This is a genomic window from Segatella intestinalis (genome assembly GCF_029348455.1).
In the GTDB taxonomy this organism is placed as follows: domain Bacteria; phylum Bacteroidota; class Bacteroidia; order Bacteroidales; family Bacteroidaceae; genus Prevotella.
Window position 1 is genome coordinate 1 of the sequence record NZ_JARJVV010000004.1, and the last position, 20,593, is coordinate 20,593.

At 36.8% G+C, this 20,593-nt stretch carries 22 protein-coding genes; all 22 read right to left on the bottom strand.

All coding sequences use genetic code 11. The features are described 5' to 3' along the window. Positions 1–343: 343 nt before the first annotated feature. The 22 genes from P3T48_RS03100 to P3T48_RS03205 all read right to left on the bottom strand — a co-directional run bounded on the left by P3T48_RS03100 (position 344) and on the right by P3T48_RS03205 (position 20,358). Positions 344–1,528 (bottom strand): hypothetical protein, encoded by a 1,185-nt coding sequence (locus P3T48_RS03100; RefSeq protein WP_276505604.1) that lies wholly within the window; start codon positions 1,526–1,528, stop codon positions 344–346. Between the two features lie 201 nt (positions 1,529–1,729). After that, positions 1,730–3,100, bottom strand: coding sequence for a DGQHR domain-containing protein (locus tag P3T48_RS03105; RefSeq protein WP_276505605.1), 1,371 nt, complete (start codon positions 3,098–3,100; stop codon positions 1,730–1,732). Between the two features lie 4 nt (positions 3,101–3,104). Then, positions 3,105–3,758 carry a hypothetical protein gene (locus P3T48_RS03110; RefSeq protein ID WP_276505606.1) on the bottom strand — a complete coding sequence of 218 codons (654 nt, stop codon included), beginning with the start codon at positions 3,756–3,758 and terminating at the stop codon, positions 3,105–3,107. Positions 3,759–3,845: 87 nt separating this feature from the next. Then, positions 3,846–4,601 carry a hypothetical protein gene (locus tag P3T48_RS03115; protein WP_276505607.1) on the bottom strand — a complete coding sequence of 252 codons (756 nt, stop codon included), beginning with the start codon at positions 4,599–4,601 and terminating at the stop codon, positions 3,846–3,848. A 121-nt stretch (positions 4,602–4,722) separates the two neighbouring features. Further along, positions 4,723–5,142: a hypothetical protein gene (locus P3T48_RS03120; protein WP_276505608.1), complete on the bottom strand. Its 420-nt coding sequence runs from the start codon at positions 5,140–5,142 to the stop codon at positions 4,723–4,725. Between the two features lie 530 nt (positions 5,143–5,672). Then, on the bottom strand, positions 5,673–5,948 hold the full coding sequence (locus P3T48_RS03125) for a hypothetical protein (RefSeq protein WP_276505609.1): 276 nt from the start codon (positions 5,946–5,948) through the stop codon (positions 5,673–5,675). A 58-nt stretch (positions 5,949–6,006) separates the two neighbouring features. Beyond that, positions 6,007–7,062: a hypothetical protein gene (locus tag P3T48_RS03130; protein WP_276505610.1), complete on the bottom strand. Its 1,056-nt coding sequence runs from the start codon at positions 7,060–7,062 to the stop codon at positions 6,007–6,009. Between the two features lie 235 nt (positions 7,063–7,297). Continuing rightward, a complete protein-coding gene (locus tag P3T48_RS03135) occupies positions 7,298–9,079 on the bottom strand; it encodes an FRG domain-containing protein (protein WP_276505611.1) in 1,782 nt (593 codons plus the stop codon). Between the two features lie 487 nt (positions 9,080–9,566). After that, on the bottom strand, positions 9,567–10,022 hold the full coding sequence (locus P3T48_RS03140) for a hypothetical protein (protein WP_276505612.1): 456 nt from the start codon (positions 10,020–10,022) through the stop codon (positions 9,567–9,569). Then, a complete protein-coding gene (locus P3T48_RS03145) occupies positions 10,015–10,605 on the bottom strand; it encodes a Panacea domain-containing protein (RefSeq protein ID WP_276505613.1) in 591 nt (196 codons plus the stop codon). Before P3T48_RS03145 ends, P3T48_RS03140 begins: the two co-directional genes overlap by 8 nt. Positions 10,606–11,058: 453 nt before the next feature. Beyond that, on the bottom strand, positions 11,059–11,511 hold the full coding sequence (locus P3T48_RS03150; protein WP_276505614.1) for a hypothetical protein: 453 nt from the start codon (positions 11,509–11,511) through the stop codon (positions 11,059–11,061). 21 nt (positions 11,512–11,532) lie between these two features. After that, positions 11,533–13,563, bottom strand: coding sequence for an ATP-binding protein (locus P3T48_RS03155; protein WP_276505615.1), 2,031 nt, complete (start codon positions 13,561–13,563; stop codon positions 11,533–11,535). A gap of 404 nt (positions 13,564–13,967) precedes the next feature. Next, entirely contained in the window at positions 13,968–14,222 is a 255-nt protein-coding gene (locus P3T48_RS03160; protein ID WP_276505616.1) for a hypothetical protein, read from the bottom strand. 168 nt (positions 14,223–14,390) lie between these two features. Then, positions 14,391–15,173: a hypothetical protein gene (locus P3T48_RS03165; protein ID WP_276505617.1), complete on the bottom strand. Its 783-nt coding sequence runs from the start codon at positions 15,171–15,173 to the stop codon at positions 14,391–14,393. A gap of 247 nt (positions 15,174–15,420) precedes the next feature. Further along, a complete protein-coding gene (locus P3T48_RS03170; RefSeq protein ID WP_276505618.1) occupies positions 15,421–15,546 on the bottom strand; it encodes a hypothetical protein in 126 nt (41 codons plus the stop codon). A 787-nt stretch (positions 15,547–16,333) separates the two neighbouring features. Then, entirely contained in the window at positions 16,334–16,561 is a 228-nt protein-coding gene (locus tag P3T48_RS14365) for a virulence RhuM family protein (RefSeq protein WP_443217161.1), read from the bottom strand. A 669-nt stretch (positions 16,562–17,230) separates the two neighbouring features. Then, positions 17,231–17,512 carry a type II toxin-antitoxin system YafQ family toxin gene (locus P3T48_RS03180; protein WP_276505754.1) on the bottom strand — a complete coding sequence of 94 codons (282 nt, stop codon included), beginning with the start codon at positions 17,510–17,512 and terminating at the stop codon, positions 17,231–17,233. Beyond that, on the bottom strand, positions 17,512–17,715 hold the full coding sequence (locus P3T48_RS03185; protein WP_276505619.1) for a hypothetical protein: 204 nt from the start codon (positions 17,713–17,715) through the stop codon (positions 17,512–17,514). Before P3T48_RS03185 ends, P3T48_RS03180 begins: the two co-directional genes overlap by 1 nt. Positions 17,716–18,519: 804 nt before the next feature. Further along, a complete protein-coding gene (locus P3T48_RS03190) occupies positions 18,520–18,807 on the bottom strand; it encodes a type II toxin-antitoxin system YafQ family toxin (RefSeq protein ID WP_217758956.1) in 288 nt (95 codons plus the stop codon). Positions 18,808–18,812: 5 nt separating this feature from the next. After that, entirely contained in the window at positions 18,813–19,052 is a 240-nt protein-coding gene (locus P3T48_RS03195; RefSeq protein WP_217758955.1) for a hypothetical protein, read from the bottom strand. Between the two features lie 244 nt (positions 19,053–19,296). After that, positions 19,297–19,569: a hypothetical protein gene (locus P3T48_RS03200; protein ID WP_276505620.1), complete on the bottom strand. Its 273-nt coding sequence runs from the start codon at positions 19,567–19,569 to the stop codon at positions 19,297–19,299. A 135-nt stretch (positions 19,570–19,704) separates the two neighbouring features. Beyond that, positions 19,705–20,358 (bottom strand): hypothetical protein, encoded by a 654-nt coding sequence (locus tag P3T48_RS03205; RefSeq protein ID WP_276505621.1) that lies wholly within the window; start codon positions 20,356–20,358, stop codon positions 19,705–19,707. Positions 20,359–20,593 lie beyond the last annotated feature (235 nt).

Genomic DNA, 20,593 nt, shown 5'->3' on the forward strand with positions numbered 1-20,593 from the left:
GTTTAGGAGCTATGTACAATGTTTGTCCTTTGTGAAACACATCTATTATTGAAGGTGATAAAAAGATAGTGTTTGTAATAGTTCTACTTTGCAAACAAATTGTGTCTAAACTATTTATCTTGTCAAAGTATTTTTTTTTGTTAAAATCTCCTTGTAATCCATTGGATATTTAGAAAATTGTCGTATCTTTGCCCCCGAATTGAGGCGTTCTTTGCATATTGCAAAATACAGAAACGAGCAGAAGTCCGCTCGTTTCCATATTGTTACCTATATAATATAGGCAAACGCCCAACTTCTTGATTTTCAATCAAAGTCCAATTTAGAGCGAGTTATATTTTCCAACTCATAGTTCTGCTGCCATTTTTTTATTTGCAAAATCCATGAATTCTTTCATGTACAAGCGCAAACGATTCATATTTTCCATCAACTCATTGCCTGGTGACATTAAATCTTCAAATAATGGTGAAATCAACTCAAACAAATCTTTTTTACCATTCGAGTCATCTGGAATCGCTACTGCCAAACGATCAACTTCCTCTTTCCAAGTCTTTAATATCGACACATCGGATTTCTTAAACAGTTTCGGCAAAACCATTTCTAATACCATAGAATCTCTTATAGAAGAAAAGAAATTGAAAATAGTAGGTAACACATCTTTTCTCAAACTTTCGGTGTGTTTGCCATACGAAAGTATGAGTTCCATTAAAGCTTGTAATACCAAGCACACGGAAGCATATTCCTCCAGATAAAAAACAGGCAACCGCTTGACTTGTGACATATTGGTTTTTCCTTTAAGATGGCGAGATTTAAATTCAGACAACAATGACAACCTTCCTATCGCAGAATTGATGAAAAAGGCATAATAGTTTGCCATGTCTTTCCGAGAGCAAATAACTACATAATCGTATCTTTCCGCGTCAGCAAGTGACGCTACGATATTCTTCTCTTCAATTTCTTTCTTGATATATATGAATGTTTTTCCTTCTGTAAATGAACCATCTGAAATTCTTTTTTGGAATACCTTTGCTGTTACAATTTGTTCTAATTGACCCAATCTTCCTAAAACATTTGACTTATTGACATATTCTCTTATATGATAATGTATCTTCAAATCATTTTGTAGATGTGGTATTTGATTTTGTATTTCATGGACATAATGAATGCCCATGTTTTGTATGACATCATAATAAGCTACCCCATTCTCGTCATAGGATTTTTTAAGAGAATCCATGTAGTATTCAGAAGAGTCTCTGGAAACTGCAGGAATAGGACCATCTTCTGATACAAAACCAGCTGCCACAATTGGGTCATAATAAATATCTCGATCTTCTTTACCATCTATCGTTACTGGAAGAATATCTTCTATAGAAATAGACTGACTAATACTTTCCAAGAAAACAATAGCCTCATTATAATCTATACTTTTTATCTCAAATAAGTTTTGAGGGAAAAAGAGTCCTTTGCTTAAATTGTCAAAGCAGCGTTGGCTTAACTTTACAATATCGCCTTGTTTGAAAATAACTTTCATATTTTCCTTCAATTATCAATTTTGGTAAATTGGCTAAACTCCAGATTAAAATCCAATTCCTTATCAATATGTCTAGGTAATGTTAAACTGAAGAATTTATGGCCTTTAGTGAATGAGGAGAGAACTACAAGCACAAAATTGCTTCATTGTTTCTTCACGTTGTTAGCATTGAAATGAGTTGAATACTTATTGGTATACAAACTATAATGCCTGTTCAAAACCAATCCAAGAATTATAATCAACACCATTCATATAATGATTTTCTATAAACTTAAGATATGGTTCGCGCTGGCTTTCCTTCACGTATATTGAAGTATCAGAAAAACTATGGATAAGTTCTATACCATCCTCTATTGTTTTTACAACTATTGTATCATAAGCGACTGTACCTTTATCAAGTGCTTGAGCTATATCAAACAATTCATATTTATCTGCATCTATAGAACTTGCAAATGCTTGAATATTAGGAACACGTTCCAAATGACATTCATAGTCTGACAAATCTAAATTTGCTACACTTTGAATAATCAAATTTGCCAATGTTTTCTGATTTTGCTCTCCACCACCAGGGAAGGAAGAACTGGTCAAAGTTAAATTTCTTTTTTTAAGTTCATTTTTAAAAGCAGTAAAGCACCTTATAAAAAAATCTTTTGTTAAAACTTTTTCTCGAATACCTTTTCTACAGATAAAAGGCAATGCATATATAACAGCCCTAAAGCCAGTAGTCTTCCATAAAATATTATCTATAGGAGACTTCCATTCATTAGGAAATACTTCTTTCAGAGCATTAAAACAATTGGATAAAACACGAACTAGCAGGTCATCTTTTTCTTGGGTAAAGAAATAACGCAATGGCATTTTATCATCATCTACCAACTCTTTGCCTTGTTTAAGTAATCGTGCATCTTCATCTGGTTTTTTCGAAATAAGCATCAAAATACTTTTTGCAAACGTGCCTTGTGACAAACTCGCTTTATCTTGACCAGATGCTTTCTTACCAAGCATTTTTAATCTATTATAAAAAGGGGAAGACGTAGACGAATTCATCACCCGAGCTATCTCATGAGCTGTTTTTTGAGGGCTTCTGTTCGTTGAAACATCAAACAGATCATAGATTAAGCTTGGATCAACCTTTCGCTGGTTGCTATTAATGGTAGAAAAGATATATGCTTCCTCTGCAACAGTCAAGTCAAACATCAGTACAACTGGCAAAGAAAAGTCCTCAGGATGTTCAGAACGCTCAATACCCCACAAACGATGTTGCCCATCAATAACATTTCCAATGAAACCTCTGTCTTCTGGTATTACTAAGATATGTTTATCTTCATCAAGAGTGACATCCTTGCTTTTCACACTGATTACTATTGGTGTAGGGAACACTGCATCAGGATCAGAACAATACGCTCCTATGTCTTTGATCCGATCTGGTGACTTTTCACGTTGTACGGCATTGGGATCTTCATTTCTTGACGTAGATTTCACTACCTTCAATAAAAAAGGTGCTGGTATGCTACATAAATAAAATGTGCCTATCGGCTGTTGAACCTCTATGTATTTGAAAACATTATTCATAAAATCAAATTTTTATTTTAATTCCCCCAGCAGTTGTAGCGGTACTACTAGATGAAGCTGATTGTTGTTCTAGTTCTTTTACCTGTTTATTCTCCTTGACTAAATAATCATCCGACAAATGTAAGACATCTTCATGTTGCCCAATAAGTGTAAGTCCAAAAGAATAAGCAGAAAATACCAGAGCTAATATAAAGAAAAAGAATTGTGGACAATCAAACTCCATATCGGACTTGTGCAATTTCGAGTAATCAACCATTGGTTGATCAAGTGTTGAAAACGAATAATAAACGCCACAAAAGAGCATTACAAATATAAGGACCGTTATATACGCAATATGTATTCTTCTATATTCTGGTTTATCACCACTTATGAACCTTGAAAACAAAGGATAAATTAATGAAGAAAACATAACCATAGAAAATGTATAGAAACTCCCAGCAGCAGAGTCTGGACCTAAAGCTACACAAATATTCCATCCATCAAAACCAACTCTTTTTATCAAATTGATAATTACACCCAGCAAACTGGCCACTAAAACAAAAGCAAACCAAATGAATAACTCTAGTTTATGAAAACGGAACGCTTCAAATGGAGCAAATAAAGCACGCCAAAAAGGACTCTTGATTTTGGCAGTAATAAAATCGCGAGATTTATTCATAACAAACACTTCATTAATGTTATATATGTTGCGTTTATAGACTTTTACATAACCTCTAAGCTTCATCAAATTAAGCCTACATCAAAATTATAATGCCCTATCCAGAACAATATGAACTTTCGAAGTTGGCATATTGCACTCTTTTATACATTGCTCTAATTTCACTCTTGTTATACCTGATTTATCAGAAATATAGTGATAATGAGGTATTTTACCCAAAATACCAGGTTCTAAGCCTGCAAGTCCTTTAAAAGTATAATAAAAACAATGCCAATGTTCTCCTTTATGGAACACACGTGCTTGCACAACCTTTCGCTGTTCTAACAAAGCCCTCATTTCCCCATCTGTCATATCTGTTTTTCCTATAGTTTCTACCGAATTATCGTTTTGCTGATAAAAACAAACGGGTGTGTTTTTGAAATTAAACTTCTCTGGATATTTTTCTTCTTGAAAAACATCCAGCATATAATTTAAATCTTGAGCATCCTTATTTAACCATAATAATTCTTTTGAAGTTAAAACCATTCCTTTCAGAAGCCTATTCTGTTCTTTGTAAGAAAGTCCATCATTAGAAAGTAGTTTTAAAAGATTATCGTTCCGATTAGAGTTTCCTAACATTTCAGAAATCTGCTTGTCGATATTCTGGATTGCCACTTTATTTATCAAATCATCAGAATAGAAGTTAATACCTTTCATTTCCATCTGCTTTCTATATTTGTTTGATAGAAATAAAGCACAACCATATTTAAAATAATCTAAAGGACGGCAGTTTACATCATCATGGGGTAACACTCCCCTATATGCAACTTTCTTGTTCTGATCTTCGAAATAAAATTCACGCATCTTTAGTTTTCTTTGTATATCACCTATATGGTATATCACTAATACAGCATCCTAACTATTTATCAATGAGTTAGACATACCAGTATTTTTGAGTAAAGTTTAGATTTTTTCTTTTCAACAATCAAGAGACAACTCGAGCAGGCTTGGTGGTTACAGAGCATTGTCCCATTATTCTCTTCATAGCTGCCATCATGCGGAGTTGCTTGGCTGTAGGTCCTTTCTGGCCTTTCTCCGCCAAGTCAAGATAGAACTTAAAGTTGCTTGACAAAGACTCACGCAATTCGTCTGGCATAAGCATGTGCCATTCCTGTTTTTCCTCATCGCAATAGGTGGCGACCAAGTATAGCTTCTGAAGTTTGTACTGAGTCTTACGCATCTTGCGGACGACGTAGGTGTTAACACCGCCAATGAGCAGATGGCTCCAGGGCATTCCTTCTATAGCTGGATCCGATTTGTCATCAGCCCCAGTAACGTGGATGCCCTTTGGTAAGCGGTAGCTTACGTCGGCTGTAGAAGGTGAATTCAAGCAATCCTGCGTCATATTCGCTTTCTACTTTATGTCTTTTGCAGCAACCATACCCGATGGTTGTCGTAGCTTGGTCGCTTTTTTCATAATGTGCATCATCTGAATTGTATTTATGGGTTTTTATTTGGCACGTAGCCTATGCACATGACTTTTACTTTCGTCGCACTTTTTTTATGAAAAGTGTGATTTTATTGCAAAAATACTAATTTATGTTGGATTACGTATAAGATTTTATCTTTTTTCTATTTATAATTTAAAAATATGCTATTTTTTATAGGAAGCCTACAAGTACTTCCTTGAACTTAAGAGACTTTTCGAAAACCCACAAGTACTCCCTTAGCCTTAAGAGATCTTCGAAAACCCACCAGTCCTCCCTTACCCTTAAGGGAGGGTCCACCGCTTTCCCCAAGCCCCTTTCCCCTCAGGGTACAGGGGATGTACCAACCGCCCTACTCGGTGCTCAGAACCGCTGCGCTATAAGGTTGACGGACCATCAGAGGTCTGCGCCAGATTGTGCGGGATGGGACCGCCTTAATCATTACCATTCATTTTGTTTTTATTAATCTTCCTGATTCTATCATCCCTTTCTTAAATATCTTGGCAATTTCATGTACAGCTTTATCTACACTCTCTTTTGCCACATATTTCTCTCGTTCTGTAAGAGATGAAGCCCCAATATTTTGCTTAGCACATTCTAAAGCAGAGTCTCTGGTTTCATCAAAGGTATATTCCTTTATATGCCCAGATCCTAATATCTCTTCTATGAACTTTGCTACGGCAAAGTCAGCACGTTGCAGCGCTAAAACTTGTTCTTTTGTCATAATTCACCAAAGCCCTTGATATTTGATATTTTAAACTGTATAATCATAAATTGCCCTGTTATCTAAATATATGATTATGCTCTAATAGCTCAAACACTACTATTTCTAGTAATTTGCCCAATTCCTCAATTTCCCAATCTTCATCAGTAGGTTTCAATTTAAACGTACTATCGGGAACTTCGCCATGAAACAGTTTACAACGAAGATAATATGTATAAGAAAGCGACAATAACAAAACTATATCTATGTCACATATAGTAGCAGTATTAGCAGTAAAATGATTTACTACATCTGTCCAAAGCCCCGCACTACTCAATGCAGTTTGTACTTTTGGTCCATATACTAAACTCTGAAACAACCTTATTGCACGACTATCAGAATATTCAGTTGCACGCCTACAAATATCTTTAGGTTTTGTATATCTTTTACTGCATTTATATAGTAATTTGTTCCAGCTAAACTTACGGATGTAACCATCTGAAGCAGTATTTGTCATTGCTGTAGATTTCACAAACAATCCTGCATTTCCTCGTATCAAAGCTTTCATTGCTTGAATTCCATCACATTCTCGTGTTGTATTTCCTTGATGCAACAAAAGACGGTCAAATGCTTTCCAATATCTATCAAACTTAAAATATCTATCTTGTGAATTAACACCTTTAAGCCAGTAACTTAAAGCGGTCCTTACAGCAATACCTTTATCTGTTTCTTCAAGGATTTCATTAACATCAGCTTGTGACAAATGTAAATTTCGTACAATTCCTGGAGTAAGCGGCTGTTGAAACTCTAAAGTCTCAGTATAAACAAAATCTCCAAATCTTCGCTGACGCTTTCTCAGAATAGAAATATTCTTCAACTTAGGAAAATCTGACGCAAGCGCATAATAAACAAGTAAGCCTTTCAATATTTGTCCATTCAATGAGTTTTGACTACTATTCAATATGCTACCATCAGAATAGCTGCAACTTCTCTCTGCCTCAATTGTAAAACCATTATTTCTAAAAGTAAAGGTATCTTGTCGTCCATTACTTCTAAAATAGGATGAATTGCGTATGCCTATTGCGCAATTTGGTCTTCTATTCATAAATATGACTTCAACATAATACTTTGCCATGTCTAATCTCAATTTTAAAGATGAAAGATTGGTTGGTGATGCCCCAATATCCATTTTATCTCAGACTCAGGTTAGCACTCAATTTAAGGCATAACCCTTTGTATAGGCACTTTTGCATGTACCAACATATTGAATTGTTTAAAAATCAATGTGATGTAAGCATCCAACCCCTATAGCAGCACTTCTTAGCCCAGTGTTTAGTGGGATTAAGAGATTTCCATCGAGTTGAATAAATTTATCGTGTAAAAAAGCGTGCATAGCGAGTGTCATTGGGTACTTGCATTAACATATCTTTGTATACTATACCATCCGCTGAAACAAAATAAATGTCCTTACAGAAGACATCTTGCCACCATCCGTTTTTCATGTCTTCATAATACTTATCCATAAGATCAGCATCAAAGGCAGGTATTCTATTTTTATCTACCTTTATTCCGTACATCTTTTCTAACTTACGGCTGATATTTTTTATCGTCTCGTAGTGGGCAGCATTATCTTTGACATTAAATTTGACAGCTTCAAGAGAAACTGTAGGATTTTCTTCAAATTGTTTCAAAAAACGCTTCCATTGTACTTGTAATATGTCCGATGGAAAGTAGTTTACACCATTCTTTGATTCATCAAATATCTTCTTAGAAATCAAAGGATTATGTCTGAAGAAGACTTTATGAACCTGAGAAAACTCATTGAAGTTTGCTCCTTTCTCCATATTAAGCAAGAAACCATGTTGATTTCCACTTCTCATAAACGGTTGTTTGCCTATAGTTGACAAATGCTGCTGTTTTTGAAGTGAAAATGCGCCCGGTTCTGCCAATTCATAATAATACATCACTCCAAGACTGCTTGTGTCTGTATGAGGTGTGTATTCATCGAAATGATAGTCAGTTACAGCAAAAAACATAGCGGTATCTATGTCTGATGTCAAGTCGAGAAAGCTGGTCTTGTTGTAATAATGCTGAGCCAATCCGCCATAGTTTACCTCAAAACGAAATATGTCATGCCACAAATCAATACCTTGTTCAAACAATTGCACAAGTGGATGTGTTGCCAAGACTGCTCGAAGTTCATCATATTGAATGAGTTCCTTTAAAAAATAGCTCTGCTTAGGATTGCGGAAAAGCCCAGGAGTACAGACGTCATAATACTTACTTTGTCCACGAAACAGGAATTTACGTCCATAAAGATTGGGCTTTATGGAAAATTTGCCACTCATTAACTGATTTACAATAAAGGCATCTGAAGGCAGTTCAGGGTGACAGTAAGAAGATTTACCATCAGCCCATTTTATGTTGTAAATATTTACATCCGCACAATAATTAAATTGCCTTTTAGCCAATATATTGCTCATGTAATAATCCTTCTCAAATGCCTTACGCTCTTCTTCTTTTATAAATCGGCATGCTTCCAATACATTGTCGAACGGATGTGTTTCTGAACCTTTCTCGTTGTTGGATATGTCAGGAGATACAATAATCGGTTTTGTTGCTGTATGCAACTTTAATTCTGCTTGACGTACTTCTTTGATTTTCTTAGCACGATAGATAAATTCGCCCTTGAACTGTCGATCAGGAGAAGAATGTAAAACACAATTCTCATGAAACTCATTGTTGAGAATATAAAGAATTCTTGGACACCAATCATCTACAAACCGATGAGGTATAATCAAACTCAGCCCATTTAAGAAACTTAGGGCATAAGCAAAAGCATAAGAATCGATTTCATCAGCTTTCATATCTTCCTGAGTTCCTTCTGCTTGATGCTTTCTGCGCTGATATATCTCTCTTGCAGTACGATATATATCGTTGCGCAAGATTGTATATGTATTCTGCTCCACTACTTTTGCAAGCAAGTTTGTATCAATGACGATATCATCTGCTTCTTTAAGTAGCGCCACCATCATCTGAACTGGCATTGGCATATAAATAATGCCTATCTGAGAATCATCTATCCCTAAATATCCACATGCTTCATGCAGAAATCCTCGGACTAGTTGTTTTACATTTTCTTTTGTAAGCATAACATTAATTCTTAATGTTGAGATTGGGGTTTATCAAGAAATCTGACATCGGCTTAAAATGTATATTATCAACAGGTATACTTAACGGCAAAAGCGTATTCAAAGCCTTGGTTTTATCCGCCTCAGAAAATATGCTCACATACCATTGAATTGCCTGAGGATTATCGTTTGAAGATATTATTTTCCGTATATATGGTTAATCTACTTTTGAAAAGGAAAATCCCCATACATATATTGTTTTCACATCATGCAAAGTATATCACCATTACAGCGTCCCCACTATTTTACAAGTAGTTACACGTATCTGTTTTTGAAAAAAGTTATTTTATTATCGTTTTGCAGAAGATAAGCTGCACTCGGCAATTAGAAAGCCAGCTTTCATTACGCTCATTTGCTTTATCTTTTAGGGTGAAAGATTGACTAAGCGCACTCCTTCAACTCATCGGATTTTTCAACATAGTAACATGACTATATAGTTTTTACCCATCTATTTTAGAATCTTGCGGTATTTATTCTTTACCATCTTGCTATTGGATAGACAATTCTTGAGTTCTTCGAACAAGGCAGCATCAAGACTTCCTATTAACTCAATATTTGTCTGAGATAACCGTTCTTGTAATTCAAACTGAGAAATGTTATACATATCCAGGTTCGCCCCATATACGAAAGTATTCTTCGAGAAAGAAAAACGTTCACCATTTGCTCTACAAAGAATCTCCTCACCAGACAGAAAGACAAAGACATTCACAAAACGCTCAGCCAAGTCCAAGCAGCCATGCTTTACTTCCACATCTGATGGCACATGATCCTTTGAAGTGGGGAGGCTTGCCAACAACAAATTGCCATCAACATTCTCCAGTACCAAGAAAAACTTATCCTTGGGCATAGCTCCATTTTTGAAAACAAATGGCCGAAACAGCAAAAGATTACCTTTCTCAAACATGGGCATTAATGTTTAAAAGATTGGCTGTCTGATGAACATCAAGACTTTCCTGATAATACTCGGCTGCACATGGTGTCATCGCTTTCGTGAAATCTATCTTCAAGTCAGAGTTGTTGCATTCATGATTTTGAAATGCTTCCAATAATCCATTTTGACTTGCCTCCTGATACCACAGCGTGCCTTTTTTATGGGTTTCATTAACCAAATCCGCAGCTGTCATCTTGCCATACTTATTCAGTATGTCATCCATCATCGCAATCTCACATTCTGAAAACTCATCATCACAGAATGGTTTGACGGCTACAAGATAAGTTGCGGAACAAACCAAATCTGTCTTAATATAGTCTTTCAATAGATAAGGTCCATCCGACAAGTCTATGAAAACATCCTTGGCTACGGGTCCTGCCTGCCATACTTCATAAGGTATGCCAAGAAAAGGAACATGATATTTCAGGACCATTCGCTCTTCCATTAAATACAGCAATTTCAAGGCCTTGGTCTTACTAAGGTCTGCCACTCGTTCTGCCATATAAATCAAGGTGTTGCCGAGCTTATCTTTTGTTGCTTCTGAGATTTTACACATAGCTGGTTGCTTTTATTTCACAAAGATAGGATATTTCTTCGTATCTTCCAAAACTTTTCACATTATTTCAATGTTTTCTATAACTACCCTCGCCCATCATAACAATATATCACCAATACAGCGTCCTAACTATTTATCAATGAGTTTGGCATACCAGTATTTTTTTCATTCAAACCACCAAAATTAGATGGGATGCTTACAGATTACACATCATTTTACAAGCCCGTTTTTGTCCGAAAGTACTTGCTATCGTTGGATATTTCACCCGTTTGCTTTTGTATCTACTGTTACGACCGTATCAAATAATCCGGTCAGTAATGGTGGTTCTATTCTTGTCGTTATCATAAAGATAATATTTATTTTTTCGCCCCCTGTCCCCTCTCGAAGAGGGGACCAAAACTCACTCCCGAGCCCTCGCCATTTCCAAAAGGACAAGGGATGTTACCGCTCCTTTCAATAGTCTTTACGACCCTTTCGGTTCCCCTTGTAGGGGACAGAAACGTCGCTCTTAACCGCTTCGCTATAAGGTTGGCGGGGCATCAGAGCCCTCGACAGGGTTGTTTTAGCGGGGATGAACCCGCAGGGGTGAATACTTACTAAAAATCCAATCTTATCATTTATTTGCTGATAAAAAGATTCGATGATATCATAAATTCTATACCATGGAGAGTTTTCAAGAATAGATTGCACTTCACTTTTCATAAAGTCATTTTCTGCCCAGTTATTTCTATCTTCAGTTTCTTTGGTTACAAAGCACACACAGGTATGAACTTTTTTCAAACCTGCATAACGGAGCATCAACAGAAGAAGATATAAACGAAAATCTGCTGACGCATCATTTCTTACAACTATTTTGGGTTCGGGAACTTCTATTCCATTCTTTCTGTAAAATTCATACCTCGTCAAAATTATGTTTATTTTATAATATCATTGCGTATCAGAAGTATTTGCCTCTGCTACTATAGAATGAATCTCAGTCTTGCCATGAACAGAAGCTACAGATAACTCATCTCGTTTCATTTCTAATTTTTTCAACAAGAAATTATGACGAATTTCAAAATCAGCAAAGAGTTCACTCCATTTTATCACAAAGATTTCATATTGGATTCCATTATTGTCTACGTGACAAACTAAATTCTTTTTGCCCCAATTTATAGCATTTCGCATTTCATTGTGTAAATAATTAGAAGAATCAAAGTCATTACCTACAAGGAAAAACTTCCATCTCATATTAGAAGCATTAAAGCGTGAATCCCTCATAATAACATTCATATAAGTTTTTACTTGACTAAGTTCTTTTTCACCCAGTTTGACTGTTGGATGTTTAAGCTCAACTACAATATTATCTATTGTTGAGCTCTGAATATTCTGGCGAAAAGCAAATATATCCATCTCTTTATTTACATCAGGATGCTCAATCTTATCTTTACTATAATTGCTTTTGCTTATACCAGGGACTGTATCATATAATTTGTCTAAGTACTCCATTAGGGCCTGGTTGAAATCAGGTTCTGCTTGTGTGACAATATTGTACTCCTCACCAAAAATCCAAAATGACTGCTCTACTAACTTCTGTAAATCATCTACCTCGTTCATACCATTCTCAGGTTTTACTGCTACTTTTAAAGCTGATATGGTACGAATACGATTCTGTATGAGCCGAATTGTATCTGTAATACGAGCGAGATCCGTAGTTTTCAATACAGAAGCTAAATTGTGCCGTTCATCATCAGACAATTTAACCACACTTTCCATAATGCTAATCAAATCTTCACGTTTATCCGTTTGTAAAAGTAGCTCGACTACTCCGACTAACGTTTTTGCCTGATCATCTTGAAGGTTTGTGAAAATCTTAGGCTGCACCTCATACATGGCTGAAATTGTCTTCTTTAAGTCTTCGACGAGTATTTTGTCATAATCATTCTGCGGTTGTCTAATAATACCTTTAGACTGATATTTTTCAAGCAATTTCTTACTCGCAACTTCGGCAACATATTTCTTTTGCTTTTCCTCAAGAAAACACTTTAATTTCTTAACTAACGTCTTAAATACCTTGTCTTTAGGAGATGTATTATCAGTACCGAACAAGTTTTTCTCACCAGTTGCGTCATCTACAAAATGATTAAAATAATCAGATGAGATATAAAGACTATGATGAAATTTTGTATCCTTATTATTAAAGGTTGTAGTTCTTTCGAATTTCTCCGTCTGAGAAGAGTCCAAAAAATACATGCTGTAGTTCTCTTTCATCTTTTCTTTCCAACGGATGTAAGTTACATTAAAATAAAAAGTGGTTCTGTCACCTTCTATCTGAATTACTTTATTATCAGAATCTTCAATAACATCTTCATAATCAAGTTTTTCTCCATTAATTAATATTTCCTTAAACTGAGCCTTGTTCAAAAACAAGAAAACAGCAAATTCTTTCTTCAAATAATCAAGAAACACTTCACTATCAAAGAAATCGGATGGCAGATTTATATCAGAGAAAGACACAGTCGTCCCAGTCTTCTTTACAGAAGAAGGTTTTGTTTCTTGCTCATTGTCATCATAGTTTTGATTATCACCTTTTTTAATTGTGATTTTATGCCGAATATAATGACTTTCTTTATCTTTATATACTGTCACCCAATCAGCTTTCGAAGCAAAACAGTTGAACGAATATCTACCTTTTCCTTTCTTACCTTTGACCTGTGAACTCCACTGATAAGTATGTAACTTTTGAGAATCTTGGAAACAGCCAAAAGTTTCCTGCAATGAAGACCTATCAATACCTTCTCCATTATCTAGAATTTCAAGAGAAGTTATATTGAAGGCATTCTTTGTATATTTTATACTCAGTTGTGAAGCATTAGCATCAAATCCATTCCATAGATACTCACAAATAGCCTTGTTTATATCTTTGGTTACGGTATTTGATATACTGTTATTGGTTATGTTTACTTTACGCTTCGCCATAATGTATGTATTCTAAAAACACCAATATAGCGTCCCCACTATATAACAAGTAGTTACACCTATCAGTTTTTTGAAAAAAGTAATTTTGTATCTTTTGTAAGCATCCAACCCCTATGATAATACAACTCCATCTCCAGTGTTTACAGGGAATACAGAGTATTGTAACCATCTATATTTCCATACACCCTCTGAACCGCCTTTATTTAAAGGCGGTTCAGAAGAAGTTAAAAATAAGAAATCACTGAATTTAACATTTATTTTTTGTATAAAACAAGGCTAAAACACCACTTTATCTAACTTAATGCTTGCTTTAGATGTAAGACGACTAACCAGCTCCTTGATATACCATCCAGGAGATTACTTATTCATATTACAGCTTTCTATGACAGAAAACATATCAGTATTTACTCCTTAAAATCAAGTAATCCAAAGAAGGTTGTATAAGGAATTGTTATATCAATAAAGTCAAAAGACAATTTGCCTTCCGAAGTCTTTATCATATCATACACCTTCTTGCATTCGACATCCGCTGTACCATAAAAGTTGATGTCAGGTTCCACATCAGCTTGCGCAAACATCTTGGTATCATTAGGTACTACGGCTCTTGGAGCAATGGTTGCACCGCGCTTTTTCTTCTCAGCATAAACCTCTGCTATCATCTTTCCTGCTCGTTGAGCATGATTAAAATTGAATGGTGCTGATCTTTATCACGAAATCATGCTCCAAGAAATATCTGAAATACCCAAAAGCATTTTCATGCAAAGGGTCTTCTTCATTCAACAAGCGAATGAAGAAACTGGTGTCCAACAGTACGCAATTCTGTTCCATCAGGCAAGCCCTCCTCTTATATTAGTCAACCATTCGTCAGCATTCACATCTTTCCACTTTGGAGTAGCCTTACGAATCAAGCCCTGTAGATAATCCTCATCGAACTTGGGGTGATAGTCCATCAATTCCACCAAGACCAAAGTTGACTTATCTATATCGCCTGTAAGAATATTCTTCTTAGCCCGAACTCGTACACCAAATTTTTTATAGAGTGGATTTCCCTGATAGCCAGCTAAATATTCCTTGTCTGTTCGTATTGTCAAGGAGCCTGCATCCTTTGTATCTAAATGAATGTTAGCTTTGTCCTTTCCACCTGCATCGGTCAATGTACCATAATAATAGCACTCAATATCCACCAAGATATTCTCACGGCGGACATAATGAGTAGTTGGAGTAATCTTAAAGATGCGTTGTGGTTTGTCAGAAGTGCCTATTTCTATGTCATAGTTATGGCGCAAGGCAAAAGACTGAAGATTTTCTATCGCTTGTGCACTAGCCACTTCCAGCTTATCAATATAGCCATTCTCCTGCTCAATAACTCCAAGCATAGACGACACTAAGAGAACACTTTGCATGGAAGTTTTGAACACATTCAGTACTGAACCTTCCTTCAATTCATAAGAAATTGTAGGGCGATCTTTACGCTTTTTTCTGTCTGGATATAACAAATTCTCCACCTCATCGAGCAAAAATCGTATCTGCCCGATGTCAAAGTTGGCAGGAGAAAGGGGTTCATCCCCATTCTTGCCAATTATTCTTAGTGAAATTTCATTCTTATCCATAACCACTGCAAATATAATATATTTATGCAATAATGAATTTTTAAGGGTATCCTTTTAGAATATTTATATTTTGGCATCAAGTCTGTCAAGCTTATTAAAATCACTCTGTACTACATTTCGCCCTGTTCTTCCCATTAAGAGGTTACAGATGTTGCTTGATAAGACTTATCCTTCTCACCTTTAACTGTTATCGGTATGTCTTTGAATATAATAAGTCAAGTATAGTTTTCTTGTCGATTTTAAAATGCTAACCCCAGGGCATTCCTTCTATAGCTGGATCCGATTTGTCATCAGCCCCAGTAACGTGGATGCCCTTTGGTAAACGTGTGTTTACGTCGGCTGTAGAAAGTGAATTCAAGCAATCCTGCGTCATATTCGCTTTCTACTTTATGTCTTTTGCTGCAACCATACCCGATGGTTGTCGTAGCTTTGTCGGTTTTTTCATAATGTGCATCATCTGAATTGTTTAATTGAGTTTTTATTTGGCACGCAGCCTATGCACATAACTTTTACTTTCGTCGCACTTTTTTTATGAAAAGTGTGATTTTATTGCAAAAATACTAATTTATGTTGGATTACGTATAAGATTTTATCTTTTTTCTATTTATAATTTAAAAATATGGTATCTTTTTAGGAAATAGGGCTTAAAAAAGGCTTTCGAAAAACCTCCTTAGCATTAAGAGAGGTTTTTCGAAAGCCTACAAGTACTTTCTTGAACTTCGAAAAAGTAAAAGTAATTTCTTGAACCTTCGAAAAACCACAAGTACTCCCTTAGCCTTAAGAGTCTTTTCGAAAACCCACCAGTCCTCCCTTACCCTTAAGGGAGGGTCCACCTCTCATCTCGGTCTTCTCCCCTCAGGGAAGAAGAGGAAACCGCCCTACTCGGTGCTCAAACCGCTACGCTATAAGGTTGGCGGACCATCAGAGGTCTACGCCAGCAGCGGAGCTGCGGTTTTTTGTGCGGGGATGAACCCGCCTTCACTCAAGGATTTGCTAAGGGGTTGCTTGCTGCTTAGGGACAGCCTTGATAGGTAATGAAAATACTTTTTATTCGACTTTGGACAGGATCGACTCTGGAGAGGTTCCCATCAGGGCTATGGCGGAAATCTTGTGACCACCATTGGCATTTAATGAATGACCACAATGATAGAGACTATCATCTATAATGAGCCAACGATCATGAGACTCGTTACGCCATTACCAACAGATATTATAACATCTAAATTATAATAATCAACCTGATATGTTTTGCCGTCTGAGGCAGTGTAGGCAAATTTTGCCCAAACTGAATCTTTCTGCAATTCTCCTTCTTTTTTTGATAAAGCGGGCTGCACTCGGCAATTTGAAAGTGAACTTTCATTGCGCTCATTTGCACCGCTTTTTCCCATTAAAGAAGGCTCTTTCGAAAACCCACCAGTCCTCCCTTAACCTTAAGGGAGGGTCCACCTCTCATCTCGGTCTTCTCCCCTCAGGGAAGAAGAGGAAACCGCTCCTCTCAATAGTCTTTACGACCCCTTCGGTTCCCCTTGTAGGGGACAGAAACGTCGCTCGGAACCATTTCATTCTATGGTTGGCGGACCAGCAGAGGTCTACGCCAGCAGCGGAGCTGCGGTTTTTTGTGCGGGGATGAACCCGCCTTGCGGAAGAACTTCTGATGGGAACGCAGGGACACGAATAGATGCTTGAAGGTGGAGCCGTAGGGATTTAATCATTTTCAAAGAAAGCTGTTTCATGTCACCAAACATTTACAAACTTTGGCTCTTCTCCTGTACGAGCTAAATAATCCTGACGGAACATCTGCTCTAACTCTGCCATACGCTTTCTTTTTCTTTCCTTTGATGCCATGAATCTTTTCATTGCAGCATCACGCTTCTCCTAAAATTCTTTATTCAATCAATGAGTTAGACATACCAGTATTGTCCTCTATGTATTCACCGAAGAGTAAATTACATGGAATTAGGGACATGAAGTCTTGCTCCCCCTCCATCAGTCGGGTGAGTAATGGTGATATACGCACCTTACTATAACATTTTACTCAGATAACTCATGTTAGTGAGCTACCAACCAAAAATGTCACTATGTGTACCTGTATCGGTTAAAATCAGAATCAATTCTTTATCATTTTGTTTCCAAACTAAAAGCCAATCGGAAGTAATATGACATTCCATACATCCTTTATAGTTTGACTTTAAAAGATGTGGTTTATATTCTGGTGGTAAAGTTCCTGTTTCTGACAAAATAGAAATGACTTTACGAAATTTATCCACAGAGCAACCTCGTTTCATGCATTTTTTAAATGACTTTTTAAACAAAGTTGAATACTTAACAGTATATTTCATCATTCCGCAAGACTCTTCATTAATTCATCCAAATCATTAGTCGCAAAGAGTTTTTCATTCTTTGCTGCTTCTAATGCCTTGTCTAATCTACAAGTCTTAGGGGCTTTTTGCTTTTTGGCAACCCACCCGAATTTCTTAATCAATGATTTGAAAAGAGAAATATCGGTTGTAGGGACATCTAATGTATATGTAGCTGTATCCATAATTGTATCTCCTTTTTTGACTGCAAATATAAGGGTTTTCTGTGAAACAACCAAATTTGGGGAGGAGTTTTTGCTTCATGCCCAAGCTGTAACAGTAGCCAGCTGCCATCTATGAGCTAGTAAGTCTATCAATTTGTCCTTTGCCGTTTTCTTGATCCTGCGGAACACACATTGAGACATAGTCAATCCTGCGTCATATTCGCTTTTGATTTTATTGCAAAAATACTAAATTATGTGGGATTACGTATCTGATTTTGATATTTTTTGCTGACGATCAAAAAATATGCTTTATTTTTTTGTAAATCGGCCTTGAAAAAGGCTTTCGAAAAACTACCTTAGCATTAAGAGAGGTTTTTCGAAAACCCACCAGTCCTCCCTTAACCTTAAGTTTTTTTCTAAAATCAACCCGTCCTTCTTTACCATTAAAGAAGGCTCCACCTCTCATCTCGGTCTTCTCCCCTCAGGGGAAAAGAGGAAACCGCTCCTCTCAATAGTCTTTACGACCCCTTCGGTTCCCCTTGTAGGGGACAGAAACGTCGCTCGTAACCATTTCATTCTATGGTTGGCGGACCATCAGAGGTCTACGCCAGCAGCAGAGCTGCGGTTTTTTGTGCGGGATAAACCGCAGGGACATGGGGGGTGCTGCTGATGCGACTGCAGGGACATGGGGATTGCTGTTGATGGGAACGCAGGGACACAATGCTGGATGCGGTGATGATAATACTTTTTATTCGACTTTGGACAGGTTCCCATCAGGGTTATGGCAGAAATCTTATGACCTTCATTGGCATTTAATGAATGACATCAGCGCTTACGTCCTTTACCAAATAACTCAGAATGCGAACCTAAACGAACTAATACTATTGCGTTATTGTTCTTATCAAACCAAATCAAAAGTGTATCATTCTCTATATGGCATTCCATATAGTTCTTCCAGTTACCTTTCAAAGGATGAGGATTATATTCTTCCGGTATCTGATTGCCTTCTGCCAAAAGCTTAACTATCTCCATAAGCGTTTCTACAAATTCTTTATCATTCTTAAAACGCTTATAATCTTTCTTGAACTGCGAGGTCTTTCGAATTTCTTTCATAAACTCTATTCCTCCATTGATGCCATGAAACTTTCTAAGCTATCTACTCGAACTACTCCTGCATCATGACCACTCTCTGCCTCTTTCATTGCTGCCAAAGTTTCTGCGTTTGGAACATCTTCCAAAGCAGCACTCCTTGAAACAGGGGAGTCAGAAACTATTTTAACGCCTCTCATAAGAGAGAGGACATTCTTTAATTGCTCCAACAAAGATGGGCTATCTACCTGTAATGTTAACCGTGCCATAACTTCATATTTAATTCGTAGCAAAGATAAGGGTTTTCTGTGAAACTACCAAATTTTTGAAGAGTTTTTGCTTCATATTAATCTGTCTATAACTTCTGAACTTGCGAAAGTCCAATTCCATTATTAAATTCGGTGTTTTTCTACCATTTTTCTGACATTAGACCTATTTATCATATTCCTCTAAAATGTTCTTCCACATAGTCAATGACTTCATCTAATTGCGTCAAAGCCAAGTCTGACCAAACTACTTCCACCCTCTTTTTGCTTTAATATAAGACTCAACTTGCGAATTTAGAATGCAGCGACCTGCTCTATTTTCCTTCAGAGCATGTTCTGCAGCCGCAATCATCACCTCACGTGGTATCCCATGAATCGAATTAGTCGACTCACTCATATCAACATCGCCTAAAGAGGACTCAATTTTAGCTATCAAGGAATATTTATCCTCAATGCTTAATTTCTTGATTTCATCCCAATAAGGAATGGTCCTATCTTGAGATACATTATTTGTCAACATAATACATTCTCCTTTATTCTAATCCTTGCCTGCAAATTTACAACTTACTTTCGTAACCACCAAGAAAAACCTTAAATATTTGACACTAATTGACTTAAGCCACATGCGAAAGTTCTGTATCTTATTGGTACTTTTTTACTTCTCGACGACCTCGAAGTCCTCTTTGTGGACGCCACGGATGGCAACAGCATAACCTCCAAAGTCGAAGACGAGTTGGCGGTCGCGGTCTATGCGGACGATATAGCCTTCGCATCCTGCAAAAATGCCGGTGAGTACACGCAGCTTTACATGGTCTTTGGCAAACTTCTCGAATGGGTCTCTCAGAAACGTTACTCTTTCTGGATTATCCTTCAATACTGTCATGAATGGTTGCATAACCTTGTCCTTGATGGAGGCAGGAACTCCCTTGCATCGGTCTTTCACCAAGTGGTATTGCGGATAATAATTCTTTAGGAATGCTTGGAGGACTTTTGTTTTGCCCTGCAAGAATACGAGTCCACTGATGGATGGCTGTAATTCTTTCTTTACTCCACCTTTCTCGTTCTTTTGTCTGTACCTCAAAGTGCGGTGAATGAAACAAGGTACGGCTGAATTGGGATTTTTCTCGTTATAGTCTTTCATCTCATTCTCAAAAGCCTGGGCTGTCTTGTTGTGAATGAACAGGTAACCCCAGGGCGTTCCTTCTATACCTGGATCCGATTTGTCATCAGCCCCAGTAACGTGAATGCCCTTTGGTAAGCGTTTGCTTACGTCGGTTGTAGAAGTTGAATTCAAGCAATCCTGCGTCATATTCGCTTTTGATTTTATTGCAAAAATACTAAATTATGTTGGATTACGTATCAGATTTTGATATTTTTTGCTGACGATCAAAAAATATGCTTTATTTTTTAGAAAATAGGGCTTGAAATGGGGCTTTCGAAAAACCTCTCTTAATGCTAAGGAGGTTTTTCGAAAACCCACCAGTACTTCCCTTGAACCTTAAGTTTTTTCTAAAATCAACCCGTCCTTCTTTACCATTAAAGAA

What these genes read in the sequence shown, in the direction of transcription:
- P3T48_RS03110 (WP_276505606.1), bottom strand. Translation starts at nt 3,758, where the DNA reads ATGAATAAATCTCGCGATTTTATTACTGCCAAAATCAAGAGTCCTTTT.
- P3T48_RS03115 (WP_276505607.1), bottom strand. Translation starts at nt 4,601, where the DNA reads ATGCGTGAATTTTATTTCGAAGATCAGAACAAGAAAGTTGCATATAGG.
- P3T48_RS03105 (WP_276505605.1), bottom strand. Translation starts at nt 3,100, where the DNA reads ATGAATAATGTTTTCAAATACATAGAGGTTCAACAGCCGATAGGCACA.
- P3T48_RS03160 (WP_276505616.1), bottom strand. Translation starts at nt 14,222, where the DNA reads ATGATAGCAGAGGTTTATGCTGAGAAGAAAAAGCGCGGTGCAACCATT.
- P3T48_RS03135 (WP_276505611.1), bottom strand. Translation starts at nt 9,079, where the DNA reads ATGCTTACAAAAGAAAATGTAAAACAACTAGTCCGAGGATTTCTGCAT.
- P3T48_RS03155 (WP_276505615.1), bottom strand. Translation starts at nt 13,563, where the DNA reads ATGGCGAAGCGTAAAGTAAACATAACCAATAACAGTATATCAAATACC.
- P3T48_RS03125 (WP_276505609.1), bottom strand. Translation starts at nt 5,948, where the DNA reads ATGACAAAAGAACAAGTTTTAGCGCTGCAACGTGCTGACTTTGCCGTA.
- P3T48_RS03195 (WP_217758955.1), bottom strand. Translation starts at nt 19,052, where the DNA reads ATGGCACGGTTAACATTACAGGTAGATAGCCCATCTTTGTTGGAGCAA.
- P3T48_RS03180 (WP_276505754.1), bottom strand. Translation starts at nt 17,512, where the DNA reads ATGAAATATACTGTTAAGTATTCAACTTTGTTTAAAAAGTCATTTAAA.
- P3T48_RS03205 (WP_276505621.1), bottom strand. Translation starts at nt 20,358, where the DNA reads ATGACGCAGGATTGCTTGAATTCAACTTCTACAACCGACGTAAGCAAA.
- P3T48_RS03165 (WP_276505617.1), bottom strand. Translation starts at nt 15,173, where the DNA reads ATGGATAAGAATGAAATTTCACTAAGAATAATTGGCAAGAATGGGGAT.
- P3T48_RS03200 (WP_276505620.1), bottom strand. Translation starts at nt 19,569, where the DNA reads ATGTTGACAAATAATGTATCTCAAGATAGGACCATTCCTTATTGGGAT.
- P3T48_RS03120 (WP_276505608.1), bottom strand. Translation starts at nt 5,142, where the DNA reads ATGACGCAGGATTGCTTGAATTCACCTTCTACAGCCGACGTAAGCTAC.
- P3T48_RS03170 (WP_276505618.1), bottom strand. Translation starts at nt 15,546, where the DNA reads ATGACGCAGGATTGCTTGAATTCACTTTCTACAGCCGACGTAAACACA.
- P3T48_RS03100 (WP_276505604.1), bottom strand. Translation starts at nt 1,528, where the DNA reads ATGAAAGTTATTTTCAAACAAGGCGATATTGTAAAGTTAAGCCAACGC.
- P3T48_RS03140 (WP_276505612.1), bottom strand. Translation starts at nt 10,022, where the DNA reads ATGTTTGAGAAAGGTAATCTTTTGCTGTTTCGGCCATTTGTTTTCAAA.
- P3T48_RS03130 (WP_276505610.1), bottom strand. Translation starts at nt 7,062, where the DNA reads ATGGCAAAGTATTATGTTGAAGTCATATTTATGAATAGAAGACCAAAT.
- P3T48_RS14365 (WP_443217161.1), bottom strand. Translation starts at nt 16,561, where the DNA reads ATGGGAAAAAGCGGTGCAAATGAGCGCAATGAAAGTTCACTTTCAAAT.
- P3T48_RS03145 (WP_276505613.1), bottom strand. Translation starts at nt 10,605, where the DNA reads ATGTGTAAAATCTCAGAAGCAACAAAAGATAAGCTCGGCAACACCTTG.
- P3T48_RS03185 (WP_276505619.1), bottom strand. Translation starts at nt 17,715, where the DNA reads ATGGATACAGCTACATATACATTAGATGTCCCTACAACCGATATTTCT.
- P3T48_RS03190 (WP_217758956.1), bottom strand. Translation starts at nt 18,807, where the DNA reads ATGAAAGAAATTCGAAAGACCTCGCAGTTCAAGAAAGATTATAAGCGT.